Origin of the sequence: Methylocystis sp. JR02 (assembly GCF_030063565.1) — a bacterium.
GTDB classification, from domain to species: Bacteria; Pseudomonadota; Alphaproteobacteria; order Rhizobiales; family Beijerinckiaceae; genus Methylocystis; species Methylocystis iwaonis.
The window spans coordinates 3,743,299-3,759,576 of sequence record NZ_JASIRC010000001.1; the positions used below are offsets into that span (position 1 = coordinate 3,743,299).

The 16,278-nt window shown below is 65.4% G+C and carries 16 protein-coding genes; 6 read left to right on the forward strand and 10 right to left on the reverse strand.

The window, feature by feature from the left end; translation table 11 throughout:
- Positions 1 to 111: 111 nt before the first annotated feature.
- The 3 genes from QNA11_RS17730 to QNA11_RS17740 form a co-directional block, all read right to left on the reverse strand.
- On the reverse strand, positions 112 to 1,368 hold the full coding sequence (locus QNA11_RS17730; protein ID WP_283484026.1) for a polyhydroxyalkanoate depolymerase: 1,257 nt from the start codon (positions 1,366 to 1,368) through the stop codon (positions 112 to 114).
- A 148-nt stretch (positions 1,369 to 1,516) separates the two neighbouring features.
- On the reverse strand, positions 1,517 to 2,515 hold the full coding sequence (gene cbiB, locus QNA11_RS17735; protein ID WP_283484027.1) for an adenosylcobinamide-phosphate synthase CbiB: 999 nt from the start codon (positions 2,513 to 2,515) through the stop codon (positions 1,517 to 1,519).
- A gap of 201 nt (positions 2,516 to 2,716) precedes the next feature.
- A complete protein-coding gene (locus QNA11_RS17740; protein ID WP_283484028.1) occupies positions 2,717 to 3,274 on the reverse strand; it encodes a YbhB/YbcL family Raf kinase inhibitor-like protein in 558 nt (185 codons plus the stop codon).
- Between the two features lie 92 nt (positions 3,275 to 3,366).
- On the opposite strand from QNA11_RS17740, the gene QNA11_RS17745 reads away from it, so the two are divergent.
- Together QNA11_RS17745 and cobU are read left to right on the forward strand one after the other, a co-directional pair.
- Positions 3,367 to 4,479 carry a cobalt-precorrin-5B (C(1))-methyltransferase gene (locus tag QNA11_RS17745; protein ID WP_283484029.1) on the forward strand — a complete coding sequence of 371 codons (1,113 nt, stop codon included), beginning with the start codon at positions 3,367 to 3,369 and terminating at the stop codon, positions 4,477 to 4,479.
- 243 nt (positions 4,480 to 4,722) lie between these two features.
- Positions 4,723 to 5,241: a bifunctional adenosylcobinamide kinase/adenosylcobinamide-phosphate guanylyltransferase gene (gene cobU / locus QNA11_RS17750; protein WP_283484030.1), complete on the forward strand. Its 519-nt coding sequence runs from the start codon at positions 4,723 to 4,725 to the stop codon at positions 5,239 to 5,241.
- 136 nt (positions 5,242 to 5,377) lie between these two features.
- Here the strand turns inward: cobU and QNA11_RS17755 are convergent, their stop codons facing one another.
- Entirely contained in the window at positions 5,378 to 6,676 is a 1,299-nt protein-coding gene (locus QNA11_RS17755; protein WP_283484031.1) for an O-acetylhomoserine aminocarboxypropyltransferase/cysteine synthase family protein, read from the reverse strand.
- 141 nt (positions 6,677 to 6,817) lie between these two features.
- Between QNA11_RS17755 and QNA11_RS17760 the strand changes: the two genes are divergently transcribed.
- Entirely contained in the window at positions 6,818 to 7,252 is a 435-nt protein-coding gene (locus tag QNA11_RS17760) for a hypothetical protein (RefSeq protein ID WP_283484032.1), read from the forward strand.
- Here QNA11_RS17760 and QNA11_RS17765 read toward each other — a convergent pair.
- Positions 7,245 to 9,368, reverse strand: coding sequence for a S9 family peptidase (locus tag QNA11_RS17765; protein ID WP_283484033.1), 2,124 nt, complete (start codon positions 9,366 to 9,368; stop codon positions 7,245 to 7,247). The two genes, QNA11_RS17760 and QNA11_RS17765, sit on opposite strands and share 8 nt — an antisense overlap.
- Positions 9,369 to 9,511: 143 nt before the next feature.
- Here QNA11_RS17765 and QNA11_RS17770 point away from each other — a divergent pair, with 143 nt between their 5' ends.
- Positions 9,512 to 9,802, forward strand: a complete 291-nt coding sequence (locus tag QNA11_RS17770; RefSeq protein ID WP_283484034.1) for a PsiF family protein — start codon at positions 9,512 to 9,514, stop codon at positions 9,800 to 9,802.
- Positions 9,803 to 9,882: 80 nt separating this feature from the next.
- On the opposite strand, the gene QNA11_RS17775 is transcribed toward QNA11_RS17770, so the two are convergent.
- Both QNA11_RS17775 and QNA11_RS17780 read right to left on the reverse strand, forming a co-directional pair.
- Complete coding sequence (locus QNA11_RS17775; protein ID WP_202072152.1) at positions 9,883 to 10,893, reverse strand: polyprenyl synthetase family protein; 1,011 nt, start codon at positions 10,891 to 10,893, stop codon at positions 9,883 to 9,885.
- A gap of 115 nt (positions 10,894 to 11,008) precedes the next feature.
- A complete protein-coding gene (locus tag QNA11_RS17780) occupies positions 11,009 to 11,251 on the reverse strand; it encodes a hypothetical protein (protein WP_283484035.1) in 243 nt (80 codons plus the stop codon).
- Between the two features lie 241 nt (positions 11,252 to 11,492).
- Here QNA11_RS17780 and QNA11_RS17785 point away from each other — a divergent pair, with 241 nt between their 5' ends.
- Together QNA11_RS17785 and QNA11_RS17790 are read left to right on the forward strand one after the other, a co-directional pair.
- Positions 11,493 to 12,167 carry a tRNA1(Val) (adenine(37)-N6)-methyltransferase gene (locus QNA11_RS17785; RefSeq protein ID WP_283484036.1) on the forward strand — a complete coding sequence of 225 codons (675 nt, stop codon included), beginning with the start codon at positions 11,493 to 11,495 and terminating at the stop codon, positions 12,165 to 12,167.
- Between the two features lie 195 nt (positions 12,168 to 12,362).
- Positions 12,363 to 12,899 carry a GNAT family N-acetyltransferase gene (locus QNA11_RS17790; protein ID WP_283484037.1) on the forward strand — a complete coding sequence of 179 codons (537 nt, stop codon included), beginning with the start codon at positions 12,363 to 12,365 and terminating at the stop codon, positions 12,897 to 12,899.
- 11 nt (positions 12,900 to 12,910) lie between these two features.
- On the opposite strand, the gene QNA11_RS17795 is transcribed toward QNA11_RS17790, so the two are convergent.
- The 3 genes from QNA11_RS17795 to QNA11_RS17805 form a co-directional block, all read right to left on the reverse strand.
- Positions 12,911 to 13,300, reverse strand: coding sequence for a hypothetical protein (locus QNA11_RS17795; RefSeq protein WP_283484038.1), 390 nt, complete (start codon positions 13,298 to 13,300; stop codon positions 12,911 to 12,913).
- Between the two features lie 93 nt (positions 13,301 to 13,393).
- Positions 13,394 to 13,810, reverse strand: a complete 417-nt coding sequence (locus QNA11_RS17800) for a L,D-transpeptidase (RefSeq protein ID WP_246744774.1) — start codon at positions 13,808 to 13,810, stop codon at positions 13,394 to 13,396.
- Positions 13,811 to 13,911: 101 nt separating this feature from the next.
- Complete coding sequence (locus QNA11_RS17805) at positions 13,912 to 16,113, reverse strand: hypothetical protein (protein WP_283484039.1); 2,202 nt, start codon at positions 16,111 to 16,113, stop codon at positions 13,912 to 13,914.
- Positions 16,114 to 16,278: the final 165 nt, after the last annotated feature.

Here is a 16,278-nt window from a genome sequence, read left to right on the forward strand (position 1 = left end):
GCGACGCTCGCGTCTCGAAGGACGAGGCCGCCTCGGAGGTTTATCGAAAAGCTGGCGAGCCTTCAGGCTCGCTGCCCTTTCTTTAGCGCGCCTGAAGGCGCGCGGTCCCCTTCAGGCTTCGACTTTCTCGATTTCGCTCGTGAAGGCGCAGATGAGCGGCGCGATGTCGCGGCGGAAGCGCGAGCCGTTGAAGACGCCGTAATGGCCGACGCCCAGTTGCAGATGATGCGCCTTACGCGCATCGGGGATGCCGGGGCAGAGCGCCTGCGCCGCAAAAGTCTGGCCGACGCCTGAAATATCGTCCTTCTCGCCTTCGACGGTCAGCAGCGCCGTGCGGCGGATCGCCGCGAGGTCGATAAGCTCGCCGCGATGGCGCAACAGGCCGAGCGGCACCTCGTGCCGGATGAAGACGTGCTCGACGGTCTGCAAATAAAATTCGGCGGTGAGGTCCATCACCGCGAGATATTCATCATAGAAATCGCGGTGCTTTTCGGCCGAGTCGCCGTCGCCTTCGACGAGATGGTTGAACATTTCGAGATGCGCCGAGACATGGCGCTCGATGTTCATCGCCATGAAGCCCGAAAGCTGCAGAAAGCCCGGATAGACCTCGCGGCCCATGCCGGCGTGCGGGAAGGGCACGGTGTGGATGCAGTGACGACGGAACCAGTCGATGCCGCGCTTCTCGGCGAGCTGGTTCACGGCCGTGGGATTGACGCGCGGATCGATCGGGCCGCCCATCAGGACCATCGAGTCCGGCGCGGCGGGGTCATTCGCGGATTCCAACGCGGCGATGGCGCAGATCAGCGGGACAGACGCCTGGCAGACGCCGAGCGTATGCACCGGCTGGCCGTCCTGCGCCAGATGGCGCAGCATGTCCTCGAGATAGTCGATGTAATCGTCGAGATCGAAACTGCCGTCGATCAGCGGCACGGTGCGCGCGTCGGCCCAGTCGGTGATGTAGACGTCGTGGGTCGGCAGAAAGGCTTCGACCGTGCCGCGCAGCAGCGTGGCGTAATGGCCGGACATGGGCGCGACGATCAGCAACTTCGATTGCTTCGGCTCCTCGCCCTCGAAGGCCCGCTTGAAATGCAGCAGGCTGCAGAAGGGCTTGATCCAGACATGCTCCTCGACGATCGAGACCTCGACGCCGTCGATGGTCGTCGTATCGAGTCCGAAGAGGGGCTTGCCGTAGCGGCGCGTCATGCGCTCGAAGAGCTCGGCGGAGGCGGCGATGCTGCGCCCGAAGGACGTATGCGAAAATGGGTTGAGAGGGCTCTTGATCGTATGGAGCAGGGCGTCGGTCGCCGCGCGCGCAGGCGCGAAGGCCAGATGCAGCATCTCATAAACCTGGTACGACATACGGTCCATAATCACGCGTCTCCTGGCGCTTCTACGCCTCCGTTATGTTGCGCTGCACAATCTCCCCTTAACATATTCGAATTCCGGGAAAATGAAAGGGCGAGCTCCATCCGGTTGTCCGGGGGAAAGGATCTCGCGTTTATCCTTGAAAAACAGACTATCTAGCGCCCGCGAGGGCGCCGACGACCATAATAAGCCAAAGCATGGCCAGCGCAGCCTTGTAAATCCTCAGCGCGCGAAAAATATCCTCAGCCGTCGCCTCGCGCCGTCCGCTTCCCAGCGTGGCGCCGGCGATTTCGAGGTCGTGATAGCGGCGCGGACCGCCGAGCGAAAGTCCCAAGGCGCCGGCCATCGCCGCCTCCGGCCAGCCGGCATTGGGCGAGGCGTGCTTGGAGGCGTCGCGCAAGACGGTCTCATAGGCGTCCCGCGCCGGCGCGCCGGTCGGCCATGCGGCTGCGACGATTAGCCCTGCCGCCAAGCGGGCGGGCATCAGGTTGAAAAGATCGTCGCAGCGCGCCGCCGCCCAGCCGAAAGCAAGATAGCGCGCGGATTTGTGGCCGATCATGCTGTCGGCGGTGTTGACGGCCTTGTAGAGCAGCGCGCCGGGCAGGCCGAAGAGCGCGAGAAACAGCGCCGGCGCCACGACGCCGTCGGAGAAATTTTCGGCAAGACTTTCGATCGCCGCGCGGGCGACGCCGGCTTCGTCGAGCAGCGTGACGTCGCGGCCGACAATTTTACCGACCTCGCGGCGGCCATCGTCGAGCGAGCGGGAAAGCCCGCGCGCGACATCCGCCACATGGGCGTAGAGGCTCCTTTGCGCGAGGAGGCTCGATGCGAGGACGGCGAGCGCGATCCAGCCGTAAGGGAGCGAGAGGGCGAGGCTTTCGATAATCGAACCGGCGACGAGCGCGGTCGCGGCGAGCGCGACGAGCGCGGCGGCGCCCTTGGCGCGGCGCAGAGTGAAGGGGTCGCTTTCAAGATTGAGGCGCTTGTCGAGCGCTAGGATGAGCGCGCCCGCCCATGTGACAGGGTGGCCGACGCGGCGGAAGAGCCGGTCCGGATAGCCGCAGAGAGCTTCGATGGCGAGCGCGAGGAGCGCGGTGGCGGGGTTGGTCATGCGGTCGTCAGCAACGACCCATGACGACGATCCTGTCATTCCCGACGCTCGCGAGGCGGGCGATCGGGAATCCAGAGCCGAAGGCGCGCGCGGTCGCCCTGGATTCCCGGTCAGGCCTTCGGCCTGCCAGGAATGACAACCCCGTCATTGCGAGGAGCGGAAGCGACGAAGCAATCCAGGAGCCGTGATGGCGCTCTGGATTGCTTCGCTTTGCTCGCAATGACGGATGCGCCACGCCCTTTACCGCCCGAACAGCCCAGTGATGGACGCCTTGGCCAGCGCATTGCCATTGATGGTGAAGCCGGCGGTGGCGGTGCGGCCATGGGCGGCGTCGCCGAGCTTGTCGATCTTCAGCGCATAGACCGTGAAAATGTAGCGATGCGGCTTGCCGGGCGGCGGGCAGGGGCCGCCATAGGCCTTTTCGCCGAAGTCGGTTTCGAGCTGATGCGCGCCGGGCGGCAGCTTCTTGCCGGAGGCGTCGCCGGCGCCCTGCTCGAGGCTGCGCACATCCGGCGGAATATCGACAACGAGCCAGTGCCAGAAGCCGGCGCCGCCCGTCGGCGCGTCGGGATCGTGGACGAGCACGGCGAAGCTCTTCGTGCCGGCCGGCGGGTCGGTCCAGTTGAGCGCGGGCGAGAGATTGCCCCCGGTGCAGCCGAAGGAATTGTAGACATGCTTCATGTCGATGGTCTTGCCCTCGGCGATGTCCAGGCTTTTCAGCTCGAAGGCCTGCGCGCCGCCGGCGTCCGCCGCCGCGAGCGCCGCAAAGGCGAAGAAGGACGAAAGGCTGCGTCTCATGGGCCAAGCTCCCTGTCGAATGAAACCGGCGCTCCTTTTAGCGGATCGTTCGGCCGGTGTCGCGTTTTGCGAGGAATTGCTAAAGAAGACGCATGACAGACGCGCCAAAAGATCGCCCGCTGCGCCGGGGCTGGACCACCGGCGCCTGCGCCACGGCGGCGACGCGCGCGGCTTATCAAGCGCTTGTCACGGGCGCGCCGCCGCCGGACCCGATCGAGATCGCTCTACCCTCCGGCAAGCGCGTCGCCTTCGCGCTCGCGGAGTTTACGCGCGGCGATGATTTCGCGCGCGCCGGCATCGTGAAGGATGCCGGCGACGACCCGGACGTCACCCATGGCGCGTTGATCCGCGCCACTGTCCGCCGCGCGGCGCCGGGCGCGGGAGTGTCTTTCAAGGCGGGGGAGGGCGTGGGCGTGATCACGCGTCCCGGCCTGCCGTTGCCTCCGGGAGAGCCCGCCATCAATCCCGTGCCGCGTCAGATGATGCGCCAGACAATCCAGGAGGCTGCTTCGCGGCTCGGCGTTGGCGCAGACGCCGAAATCGAGATTTCCATTCCCGGCGGCGAGGAGATGGCGAAACATACGCTCAACGGACGCCTGGGCATTATCGGCGGCCTCTCCATTCTCGGCACGACGGGCATCGTCACGCCTTTCTCCTGCGCGGCCTGGATCGACAGCATTCATCGCGGCGTCGACGTCGCGCGCGCGAGCGGGCTCACACATATTGCGGGAACGACTGGCTCGACGTCCGAAGCCGCGGTGAAGGCGCTCTATGATCTCCCCGAGGCGGCGCTCGTCGAAATGGGCGATTTCGTCGGCGGTTTCTTAAAATATCTGCGCACGCATCCGGTCGCGCGCGTCACGATCGGCGGTGGATTTGCGAAGACGACCAAGCTCGCGCAGGGCCGGCTGGATTTGCATTCGGGCAGGTCGAGCGTGGATTTCGCGCGGCTCGCGCAGAGCGCGCGGGCGGCCGGCGCAAGCGGCGAGATTGCGCGCAAGATCGAAGAAGCAAACAGCGCGTTGGAGGCGTTGCAGATCACGCAGCGTGCGCATGTCGATCTCGCGGCGGAAATCGCAAGGCTCGCCTGTGCGACAGCGGCGCAGACGCTGGGCGCCAGCGAAACGGAGGTCGAAGTCATCATCTTCGACCGAGAGGGCGGCCTATTGGCGCGCACCGGATTCAAGAGAGCCGAGCATGTCTAATACGGATTTCACTCCATTGGCTCGGTGTCATTCCCGACGCTCGCAAAGCGAGCGATCGGGAATCCAGGGCCGAACCAGCGCTTTTGTGGCTCTGGATTCCCGGTCGGGCTTTCAGCCCGCCGGGAATGACGGGTGGCATGACCGCAAGGGCCCGTCTTTGCGAGGAGCCGGAGGCGACGAAGCAATCCAGAGTCTCCGCGCGGCTGCTGGATTGCTTTGCTTCGCTCGCAATGACGGTGCGCGATGATTGAGAATCCGCGTCTCACTTTCGTTCTCGGCGGGGCGCGTTCGGGCAAGAGCGCCTATGCCGAAAGCCTCGTGATGGCGCATCCCGGGCCGTGGACTTATATTGCGACGGCGCAAGCCTTCGACGATGAGATGCGCGCGCGCATCGCGACGCATCAGGCGCGTCGTGGCGGCGAGTGGCGCACCGTCGAGGCGCCGCAGCATTTGCCCGAGGCGATCGGCGCCGCGCCCGCGGATTTGCCGCTGCTGATCGATTGCCTCGCCATCTGGCTCTCCAACAGAATGTTTGTCGAAGCCGATCTTATTGCGGATCGCGCCGCCCTGGTCGCCGCTTTATCTGCGCGCGAGGCGCCGACGGTCGTTGTGTCGCCGGAGGTGGGGCTGTCGATCGTGCCCGAAAACGCGCTCGCCCGCGCCTTCCGCGACGCGGCCGGCCTGCTGCATCAGGAGGTCGCAAGGATCGCTAAGGATGTGGCGCTGGTTGTGGCTGGGTACCCGATGAAGGTGAAGTCGTGAGAGCCCCCTCCCTGTCCCTCCCCCGCTAAAGCGGGAGAGGGGACGCTCGCGATCCGCATTCTCGATGATGGCGACAACCCGCTCCCTCTCCCACGAAGTGGGGGAGGGCTGGGGAGGGGGCGCTAAGTCGAGGGGGTCAAACGCCCGCCGCTTTCAGCCCCTTTTCCAAATCCGCGATAATATCGTCGATATGCTCGAGGCCGATCGAAAGCCGCACATAGCCGGGCGTCACGCCGCTTGCGAGCTGCGCTTCCTCGCCGAGCTGCGAATGCGTCGTCGTGGCCGGATGGATCGCGAGGCTGCGTGCGTCGCCGATATTGGCGACGTGATAGAACATCTCCAGCGCATCGATAAAACGCCGCCCGGCGTCTGCGCCGCCCTTGAGCTCGAAGCCGATGAGCGCGCCATAGCCGCCCTTGAGATATTTGTCGGCGCGGGTGCGCGTTTCGCCGCTCTGATGCGAGGGGTAGATAACTTTCGTGACTTCGCCGCGCTGGCCGAGGAAATCGGCGACCTTTTGCGCATTGCTCACATGGCGCTCCATGCGCAGCGTGAGAGTTTCGATTCCCTGTAGCGTAAGAAACGCGTTGAAGGGCGAGGGCGCGGAGCCGAGATCGCGTAGCAGGGTCGTGCGCGCCTTGATGATATAGGCGATGGGACCGAGCGCCTTGACCGCCTCGACCCACACGGCGCCGTGATAGCTCGGATCAGGCGTATTGAGCGCGGGCTGGCGCGCCGGAAACTTCTCCCAGTCGAAATTGCCGCCGTCGATGATGGCGCCGCCGATCGACGTGCCATGGCCGCCGAGATATTTCGTCGTGGAATAGACGACGATCGCCGCGCCGTGATCGAAGGGGCGCGCAAGAAGCGGCGCCGCCGTATTGTCCATGATCAGCGGAACGCCATATTCGCGGCCGATCGCCGCCACTTCCGCAACCGGAAATACTTCGAGCTTCGGATTGGGCAGCGTCTCGGCGTAATAGGCGCGGGTGCGCTCATCCGTCGCGCGGCGGAAATTCTCGGGGTCGGCGGGATCGACGAAGCGCACGTCGATCCCCTGGTCCTTCAGCGTATTGGCGAAGAGATTCCAGGTGCCGCCGTAAAGACCGGTCGAGGAGACCACATTGTCGCCGACGCGCGCGATGTTCTGGATGGCGAAGGCCGAGGCCGCCTGGCCGGAGGAAAGCGCCAGCGCGGCGACGCCGCCTTCGAGCGCGGCGAGGCGCGCTTCCAGAACGTCGGTCGTGGGATTGCCGATGCGGGTGTAGATCGGCCCAAGCTCCTTCAACGCAAAAAGATTGGCGGCGTGCTCGGCGTCGCGGAATTGATAGGACGTTGTTTGGTAAATCGGAACGGCGACGGCGCCGGTAGACTTATCCGCCCGCCAGCCTGCATGAAGCGCAAGGGTTTCAGGATGTTTTGATTCGATGGCCATGGCAATTTCCTCCTGCAAAGCTCAATTAAACGAAAAACGCGACGCAAGGCGATCTTTTCTTGCCGGCTTTGGCGGCTCTCCCATCTAGGCTCTTGGGGCTTGCCCGGTCCGCCTCGGGGGGCGGCGGCAGGAGTGGACGCCATGAAGAAGTTTGTCGTGATCTCCGCCCTTCTCGCGGCGGGCGCTTTTGCGCCGGCGCTCGCGCAGGATCAGGGAGATCCCAATCCGCCCGTCATCCCAGGGCCGCAGAAAAAACCCGCGATGAACGAGGAAACGGGCGGCGCCGGGCCGGCCGTCGTCTCGCAGGAAACCGGCGACGCTTCGGGTCCCGCAACGGCCGCCGGGTCGCATGGAGCCGGCGACACCTCGGGCCCCGCCGCGGGCACGAATGTGCAGCCGCCGACCGTGGTGCAGAAGGATAATCCGGAGGCGCAGAAACACGCGTCGCCTGCCGGCGTCGCCGGCCCGAGCGGAACGGCGGCGGGGTCGCCCGGCATCGAAGCCAAGCGCGGCACGCAGGGCGGACGGGAATGGCTGCCGCCGGAGGAAATCCAGCGCAAGCGCCCCTCTATGTAAGGCGCGCCGCGCAGGCGATGGCGAAGGCGTATTCGAGCGCCGTATCCTCCAGCGCCTCGAAACGGCCTGACGCGCCGGCGTGGCCCGCGCCCATATGCGTATGGAGCAGCACGGGCCCGCCGCCTGTCATGGTCGCGCGCAGCTTCGCGACCCACTTCAAGGGCTCCCAATAGGTCACGCGCGGATCGGTCAGTCCCGCGATGGAGAGGATCGGCGGATAGTTCTGCGCGCGAATATTGTCGTAAGGGGAGTAAGAGGCGATCCGGTCATAGACCTCGGCGTCGGCGATCGGATTGCCCCATTCGAGCCATTCCGGCGGCGTCAGCGGCAGGTCGTCACGCAGCATGGTGTTGAGCACGTCCACGAAGGGCACGCCGGCGATAACGCCCGCGAAAAGCTGCGGCGCCTCATTGAGGACGGCGCCCATCAGCATCCCGCCCGCCGAGGCGCCTTGCGCGACAATGGCGCCCTCGCGCGTATAGCCGCAAGCGATGAGATGACGGGCGCAGGCGATGAAGTCCGAGAAAGTGTTCGTCTTCTTGTCGAGCTTGCCGTCTTCGTACCAGCTCCAGCCCTTATCGGTTCCGCCGCGCGTATGCGCGAGGGCATAGACGAAGCCGCGATCGACGAGCGAGAGCGCATCCTCGTCGAAATCCGCCGCGAGTGAATGGCCGTAGGCGCCATAGCCGTAGAGCAGCAGCGGCGCGCCGTCGCCGCCGGGCGTGAAATCCGCGCGGTGCAGGAGCGTGACCGGGATGCTTTCGCCATCCTGCGCCGGCGCGAAGACGCGGCGCGTCACGTAATTCTTCGGATCGTGCCCGGAAGGAATTTCCTGCCGCTTGCGAAACACGCGCGTGCGCGCGCCCATGTCGTAGTCGTAGGTTTCTTCCGGCGTGGTCATCGAGGCGTAGACAAAACGCAATTGCGTGGTATCGAACTCGAGCCCGGCGTCGAGCTCCAGCGCATAGGCTTCTTCCTCGAAGGCGATGGCGTGCTCGTCATTGGTTTCGAGATCGCGCACGACAATGCGCGGCAATGAATTCTCGCGCAGCATCCACACCAGATAGCGCTTGAAGACCGTGAAGGTCACAATCATGGCGCCGGCGCGCAGGGGGACGACATCGCGCCAATTGGCGCGCTGCGGCGCGTCGAGCGGCGCGACGCAAATGCGGAAGTCATCCGCGCCGTCGGCGTTGTTGTGGATATAGAGAAGATCGCCGTGCGGCTCGACGCCATAGCGCAACTTCGGCTCGCGCTTGGCGACGAGTCGCGGGCGCGCATCGGCGTCGCGCAGATCGACGAGCCAGCATTCGGAAGCGTCATGGCCGTGGATCGTGACGATGCCGAAGCGCCGGCAGCGGCTTTCCTCCAGCCCGACGAACCACGCGCCGTCCGTCTCTTCGAGTATGAGGCGGTCGCTCTTCGGATCGGCGCCGACGATATGGCGAAAGACCTGCGCCGTGCGATGGTTCTCGTCGACGCGCACATAATAAAACGCCGTCGAGTCGGCGCTCCAGACGATGGAGCCATCGGTGTCTTCAACGACGTCGTCGCGATCCTTGCCGTCGCAGAGCGCGCGCGTGCGGATGGCGTAAAGCTCGGAGCCCTTGTCGTCGACGCTCCAGGCGAGCTGCGCATGGTCGGGCGATTGGGCCGTGTCGCCGATGTCGAAGAAGTCGTGGTCCTCCGCCAGCGCTTCGCCGTCGAGCAGCACGGTCTCCGGCCCGCCGTCGCGCGGCGTGCGGCAATAGAGCGGATGCTCCGCGCCGTCGCGGAAACGGCCGTAATAGGCGTAGGGGCCGTCCTTGTCGGGGACGTCCGCGTCGTCCTCCTTGATGCGGCCGCGCATTTCCGTCACCAGCGTCTTGCGCAGCTCTTTCAACGGCGCAACGACCTTGGCGCAGTAAGCGTTCTCGGCTTTCACGAGCGCGGCGATGTCTTTTGGCAAAGTCTTCGGATCGCGTAGCACATCCCGCCAATTCTGCGCGGCGAGCCAAGTATAGGCGTCGTCCAGAACGCGGTCATGGGTGATTTTCTGAAAAGGGCGGCGTTCGGCGATCGGCGGCGTCGCGGTCAGATCGAATTGCGCCGAGCTTCTTTTCTTGATCTCGATCATATTTCCCTTGTTTTCCAACTTGCTGGCGTTGTCGAGACATTTTCTCAAAAATGTCATAATCTTAACCCGGCCACGCTCGCGTAAGCGTGTGGTCGAGGGAGTCACGAAGCCGCGCGGGCTTCAATAACAATAAAAGAGACGTCATGTACAAGAGCATCAAGATTCTTTCCGCCGCCAGCGCCTGCGCCGCGCTGCTCGTCGTTTCGGCTCATGCCGAGACCGTTTGGAAGCCGCCGGCGGAAATCGCCCAGAAGACTGGCGACGCCGGCGCCGCTCCGGCCGCCGCCGCCCCTGCCGCGCCCGCTCCGGCGGCTGCGCCTGCTGCGCCCGTGTCGAAGGCCGAAAAGGAAAAGAGCTGCGCCGATCAGGCTGTCGCCAAGGGCCTCAAGGGCAAGGCGAAGCGCCAGTTCAAGGCCGAATGCGTCAAGGCCTAAAAAATAGGCCGGCCGCGAGGGGCTCGCGGCCGGCATCTTAATGGCGTTGCGCGTCGCTCAGCGCGCTTTCTGGAATGGGCTCAGTAGACGCGCTCGATGCAGAAATCGACCACTTCGAGCAGCGCGTCCTTCCAGGGCGAGGCCGGGAAAATCTCCATCGCGTCGCGCGCGATCGCGCCGTAATGCGCGGCCCGCTCGATCGTGTCGTCGAGCGCCTTGTGCTTCTTCATGAGGCCGCAGGCGGTCTCGACGTCGCCGTCGTTGATTTCGCCCTTCTCCAGCGTGCGCCGCCAGAACTCGCGCTCCTTCTCGCTGCCGCGGCGGAAGGCGAGCACGACCGGCAAAGTGATCTTGCCCTCGCGGAAATCGTCGCCGACATTCTTGCCGAGCTTGGCCGAGGAGCCGCCGTAATCCAGCGCGTCGTCGATGAGCTGGAAGGCGATGCCGAGATTCATGCCGTAGCTGCGCGCGGCGGCCTCATCCGCCTTGGGCTTGCCGGAGAGCATCACGCCCACCTCGGCCGCGGCGGCGAAGAGCTCCGCCGTCTTGCGGCGGATGACGCCCATATAGGCGTCCTCGGTCGTCGTCGTGTCCTTGGCGGCGTTGAGCTGCAGGATTTCGCCCTCGGCGATGACGGCGGCGGCCTGGGAGACGATGCTGAGCGGCGGGATCATGCCGGGCTCGACCATCATCTTGAAGGCGTGGCCGAGCAGGAAGTCGCCGACGAGCACGCAGGTCTGGTTGCCCCAGAGCATGCGCGCGGCGATCTTGCCCCGGCGCATGTCCGATTCGTCGACGACGTCGTCGTGCAGCAGCGTCGCCGTGTGCATGAACTCGATGCCGGCGGCGAATTTGAGATGCCCGTCGCCCTTGTAGCCGCACATATTGGCCGTCGCGAGCACCAGCATCGGCCGCAGGCGCTTGCCGCCCGCCGAAATCAAATGGTTGGCGACCTCCGGGATCGTCGTGACGTCGGAACCCATGCGCTGGATGATGAGCTGATTGGTGCGCTCGAGGTCCGGGCGGATGAGTTCGAGAAGGCTCTCGAGGCCCGCGCTTTTCTTCTCTTCGAGCGGAATAACGATACCCACGGACCCCCCTGCGGACAAAACAACCTAGCTTTGGGAATTTACGTCCTTGCGTCCTTACCGGCAAGTCGACGGCTCCCCTGCCTGCTTGCCGGCTTTTTTGGGGCGCCGCAAGCGGTTAGTCGAGCGGCTCCTCGATCTCGGCGGCCAGCGTCTGGGCCAGCCGTTCGCTTTGGTCGGCAAGGCGCGATGCGAGTTCGGAGAGGCGGCGGCCCGAGTCGGTCTCGGCGCCAGCGCATAAATCCTGGATCGCCCATTCCAAGCCACGGCAGCATATGGCTAATTGGCTCAGCCGGGCGCCGAGCTCCGCTTGCGGGACGGGACCCTGATTCTTAACATTGCCGTAGAGGCGGATCGTCATGGCAAAGACCGGTTTTGGCGAGATTAGCGGCAGAACATGCGTCGTCTTGCCACGGGGCGCGCGAGCGTAAGCTTAATCGAATGGCTAAAATTTTACCGAGCGCGTGAAGGCGCGGCCGCGCCAAAGACATAAGCCAATGGATTTCAGCGGGATGCCCGCCCGGTCGGGGGAAAGTTAAAAATACTTCATATTGTCGACGTCACGCTTGTGGACAGCGGACGCGCGTGGAACTGTCCGGGCAATGAGCATTGAAGCGGCCGATGGTTTTCTCGACGGCAGGCTGCGCCTGAGGCAGGGGCGCGGCCATCGCGCCGGCCATGACGCCGTGCTGCTGGCCTCGCTCACGGACGCGAATCAGACCGGGCTCATTCTCGACATTGGCGCGGGGGCGGGGGCCGTCGGGTTGATGGCGGCCACGCTCGCGCCCGCCGCCACGGTCGGCCTCGTGGAGATCGACCCGGAGAGCTGCGGGCTGGCGCAGGAGAATGTCGCGCTGAACGCGCTTTCGGGGCGCGCGTCGGTTTACTGCTGCGACGCGACGTCGGCGAAATCCCGCCGCGCGGCGGGGCTCGTAGAGGAAAAGGCGGCGCTCGTGCTCACCAACCCGCCCTTCTACGAAGCCGGCCGCGTGCGGGTGACGCCCGACCCGGACAAGGCCCGCGCCCATGTCGCCGCCGTGCCGCTGGCCGAATGGGTGCGCGGCTGCCTTGCCTTGCTGGCGCCGGGCGGAATCTTCGCCATGGTCCACCGCGCCGACGCTTTATATGAGTGCCTCGCTTCCGTTGCGGGGCGGCTCGGCGGCGTCACGGTGCAGCCGGTCTATTCCCGCCCCGGCGCGCCGGCGGTGCGGATTTTGGTGACGGGGGTGAAGGGCTCGCGGGCGCCGATGCGCGTGTTGGAAGGGCTGATCGTGTGAGTTCAGACGAGACGCTCGCGTCGTTTGAACACACAGGAAAATCACGGCCGTCATTGCGAGGAGGCGGAGCCGACGAAGCAATCCAGGGCAGCGATGCGGCCCTGGATTGCTTCGCGTCGCTCGCAATGACGGGCTCTGGGCACAACCAGCGCTTTTGTGGTTTTCGATTCCCGATCGCCAAGAATAAGATTCCCCATGCGAGCCAATCAAACGGAAATGGAATCAGACGCCGAGAAGCCCTTATGGCGCGCGATGAGACCAGGCGATCTCGAAGAGGTCTGCCGGATCGCCGTGGGCGTCCATCCCGGACTGCCCGAGCGGCAGGAGGTTTTCGAAGAAAAATTCAGGCTGTTCTCCGCCGGTTGCTTTGCTCTGGAGCAGGGCGGATCGCTCGTCGGCTACGCCATTTCCCATCCCTGGACGCTTTTCGACATTCCGCCGCTCGACGCTTTTCTCGAAAGATTGCCGCCCTCGCCCGACTGTCTCTATCTGCACGACGTCGCGTTGATCCCGGCCGCGCGCGGGCGCGGGGCGGCTGCGCAATTGATGGACCGGCTCGGCGTCCTCGCCAGCCGGGAGGGCGTCGGTTTTATTGCGTTGGCGTCTGTCTATGGAACGGGCCGCTTCTGGCGCGCGATGGGGTTCGCGGCAGCTTCCAGCGACAGGCTCGCCGAAAAGCTGCAGAGCTACGGGCCAAGCGCCTGCTATATGGTGAGGAAGCTCGAGCTCTAGGCCGCCCGCCTTTACTGCACGATGCTCGCGCGAATGATGAGCTTTGTCCCTTCACATTCCGCGTAGCCGAGCAGACCGGTGCTCTGCGCGCCGCCGGCGGCCGGGGCGTGTCCGGTCCAGACGCAGTCCTTCTTGCCGTCGCTACGGTCGCTCAGCTTGATGGTGTAGACGCCGCCCTCGAACGAGCCGTCGACTTTGTAGGTCAGCGACTTGCCATTGTCCGTCTGCATCGAGGCGTCGCCGCTCAGCCTGTCTCCGTCCTTCTTGACGGTCCAGGAGCCCTGAGCGCCCCGAACGCCGGCGATATTCTCCTCGGTGACGAGCCATGTCGTCCCGGCCGCCGATGCGGGCCCGCTGATCGCCAGGACGGCCGCGGCCGTAGCAAGAACCCATTTGTTCATGATCTCCTCCCTCTTCTTTCTTTTTGTGGGCCCATTTGAAAGCCGTTCTGTCAGCAAGGCAAGCAAGGGCGCTGCGTTGGGAAGACTGGGAGGCTAGCGTCCCCCGCTGATCGAAATCCGCGCGCCCTCTCGCCGCACCATGTCGTAAAGCATCGCCGCGTGCCCTGGGGAAAGGCGCACACAGCCGTGCGAGACGGGCCGGCCCAGCGAGCGGGTCGCATAAGTGCCATGGATAGCGTAGCCGCCCGAAAAGAAGATCGAATGCGGCATGGGGGCGTTGTCATATTTGCTGGAGTAATGGAGGCGCTGCAGCGATTTCGCAGCAAAACTTCCGCGCGGCGTCCGATAGCCCCGGCGCGCGGTCGACACCGGCCAGACGTAACTGCCCGAGGACGAGACGACATACATCCGCTGGGCCGACAGATCGATATGCACGCGCACGACGGCCTGCGCCGTCCCGCCAATGGCGAGCGCCATGGGCAGCGCAAGGAGCAAGGGCCAGTAGCGCATAGGAGAACTCCGGGCGCCTGGGCGGGCGAAAGGCGGCCAATCGCTCGACCGCCCATATAATATGCATCGCTGAGCGCTGCCGTCCAATACGACAGGACGAATTAGGCCGGCGGGGCGCCCGGCTGACCGGCCGACTCCGCGTCTTCCCGCGCCAGATAGCGCTCCAGCGCCGCGGGCCGGCGTCGGCGGGCCTGCGCGAGGATAGGATCGCTGTAATAGGCGCGGGGACCGCTGTTCGCTGCAAAGCCGTCAAAACCGTAACGCCCGCGGGTTCTGGGCTTACTCGCGGCGAAGAGGCGCGACTCGACCTGGGAAATCGTGATGTTGTCGACGACATAGGCGCCCTTGCGGTCGACATGGGCGATCTCGTCGCGCACCAGCCGGTTGAGGATGGCGACGAGATTGTCCTGCACATTTTGCGCAAGGAGCTGCAGCGCGGGGTCCTTGGGGTCGATCGTGCTCATATCGCCGCGCATGGGCCGGGCGACGCGCAAGATTGCCTTCATGGCGCGGATTTCGACGGGCTCCTCCTCGTCGTCGGTCAAATCCATGGGCGTCATGAACTGACGCCGTTCGCGCGGCTCGAAGCCGCGTTTGAAGATTTCCGACAGGAACTTCATGATGAAGAGAAAGGCGTCCTGCGCCATGGCGACGCCAATCGCCATGGTCGAATCGGGCGTGAAGCTCCAGAAGGCCTCGCGGGCGAGCTCGAATTTGTTGCGCTCGGTGGAATGCGCCCGCAGATAAGCGTCGCTTTTCTTCAACAGCTCCCGCACATCGTCTTCGGAGAGGCCCACCGCCTTGCCGGCCATGACGCAGGCGTCGACAAGGCCCTTCGCCTCGTTGAAACCATTGGCGGCGGCGGTCCGGTCGGCGGCCGGGGCGGCGCGGATCTTGGCGACGACGGCGGTCAGCTCGTCTCGTAGCCCCGTCTCCAGCCCGCATTTCTTGTCGAAGGCGGCGCGGGCGGCGAGGGCCTCCTCGCGCGCCGAGAGGAGATCGCGCGCCGCGCCTTGCGGCTCGCAGGCGAAGTCGCCGCCGACCGCCGCGGGCAGCGCATTGGACTGGCGCGCCGCGGCGAGGATCGGCTCGCAGAGCGGCTTGGCCTCATGGACGCGCGCCCATGTCGGCTCGACGCGAAGCTGGTCGCGCAGCGCTGTCAGATCGCGCAGCGTGGCGTCGAGATCAAGGCTGGCTTCGGCCTTGGGCATCGGCCGCTTGGCGGCGTCGCCAGCAAGCTCGGCCTTCTGCTTGAGCGAGATGGACTGGGCGGCCAGCGCGTCGCGTTTCTTCAGGGCGGCTGCCCGCTCGGCGGTCGGCCCGGCGAGGGTCTGGCGGATGGCGGCGATGCGGCGACTGGCTTCCTCGGCCTTGAGCCGATGGGTCCGGCAGTTTATCCCGCAGGCCGCGCCGCGATTGTCGAGGCCGTGCTCGGCGTCGACCGCAAGCTGCTCCTCCTGCCGAGCGGTGAGGCTAAGGGCGGCGATCTCGTCCTGCTTGGCCTTGATGGTGGCGTCGAGGTTCTCGACGCTTTTTTCGAGAGCGGCGATCTCGACGCGGCCTTCGTCAAATTGGCGGCGCGCGGCGTTGGCGCTTTCGAGTTCCGCAGCGGCCTGTTGGGCCGCCTTCGCCAGCACGGCCTGCTGGGCCTCCTGGCTCTTGCGGATGGTCTCGCGTAAGGCGGGGCCGGCGGTCCGCGCCGTGTCGATCAGCGCGTCGAGCGAGTCGAGATAGGCCTTGAAGGCGGGGTCGGCGACGATCTTGGCGGAGGCGGCCTCATAGGCGGCGTTGATCTCTTTCGTCGCCGGCAGGACGACGTCGGCCGCCAGCTCCATGGGCTGCAGCTCGGCGACGATCTTGCGCGAGGAGAGCTTGAAGATGTTGTTGTAATAATAAGTGAAAGAGAAAAAGGCCGAGATCGAGAAGACGAATAGAAACACCGCCGCCGTCACGGCCGTCTTCACCACCATGCGCTCGCGGGCCATGCGGCGGCGTGCGATCAGCGCCGCGAGGTCGGCGCCGAGCGACCAGGAGGTCGAGGCGAGCATCACGAGCACCGCCGTGGTGGCGACGAAAGTGCCGGCGATCCCGACCACGTCGCCCTGCTCCTTCTGCATGATGTCGATCATGCCGGAGGAGGTCGTGTAGAAAACCCAGGCCAGGACGGGCAGGGTCACGGCCATGCCGATGCGGCCGAGGTCGATGTCCCCCGCCCAGAAGCGCTTCAGCGGCGCGAAAAGCGCGGCAAGGCGGCGCGGGGCCGCACTCACGGCGGGACGGGCGGGCGGGCTCGCGGCAGTCATTGAATAGCGCTCCTCCAAACAGCCCCGCATCATGGGCCTCGGCAATCTGGCTAGCCTGTCCCCATTCCTCCCCTTTACGGGGAGGTCGGCGGCCGCCAGCTCGCTAACCGTCGCGGTTGATGCGATGGAAATGAGACCTATTTTTGCCGCTTCGCAAGCTGTCTG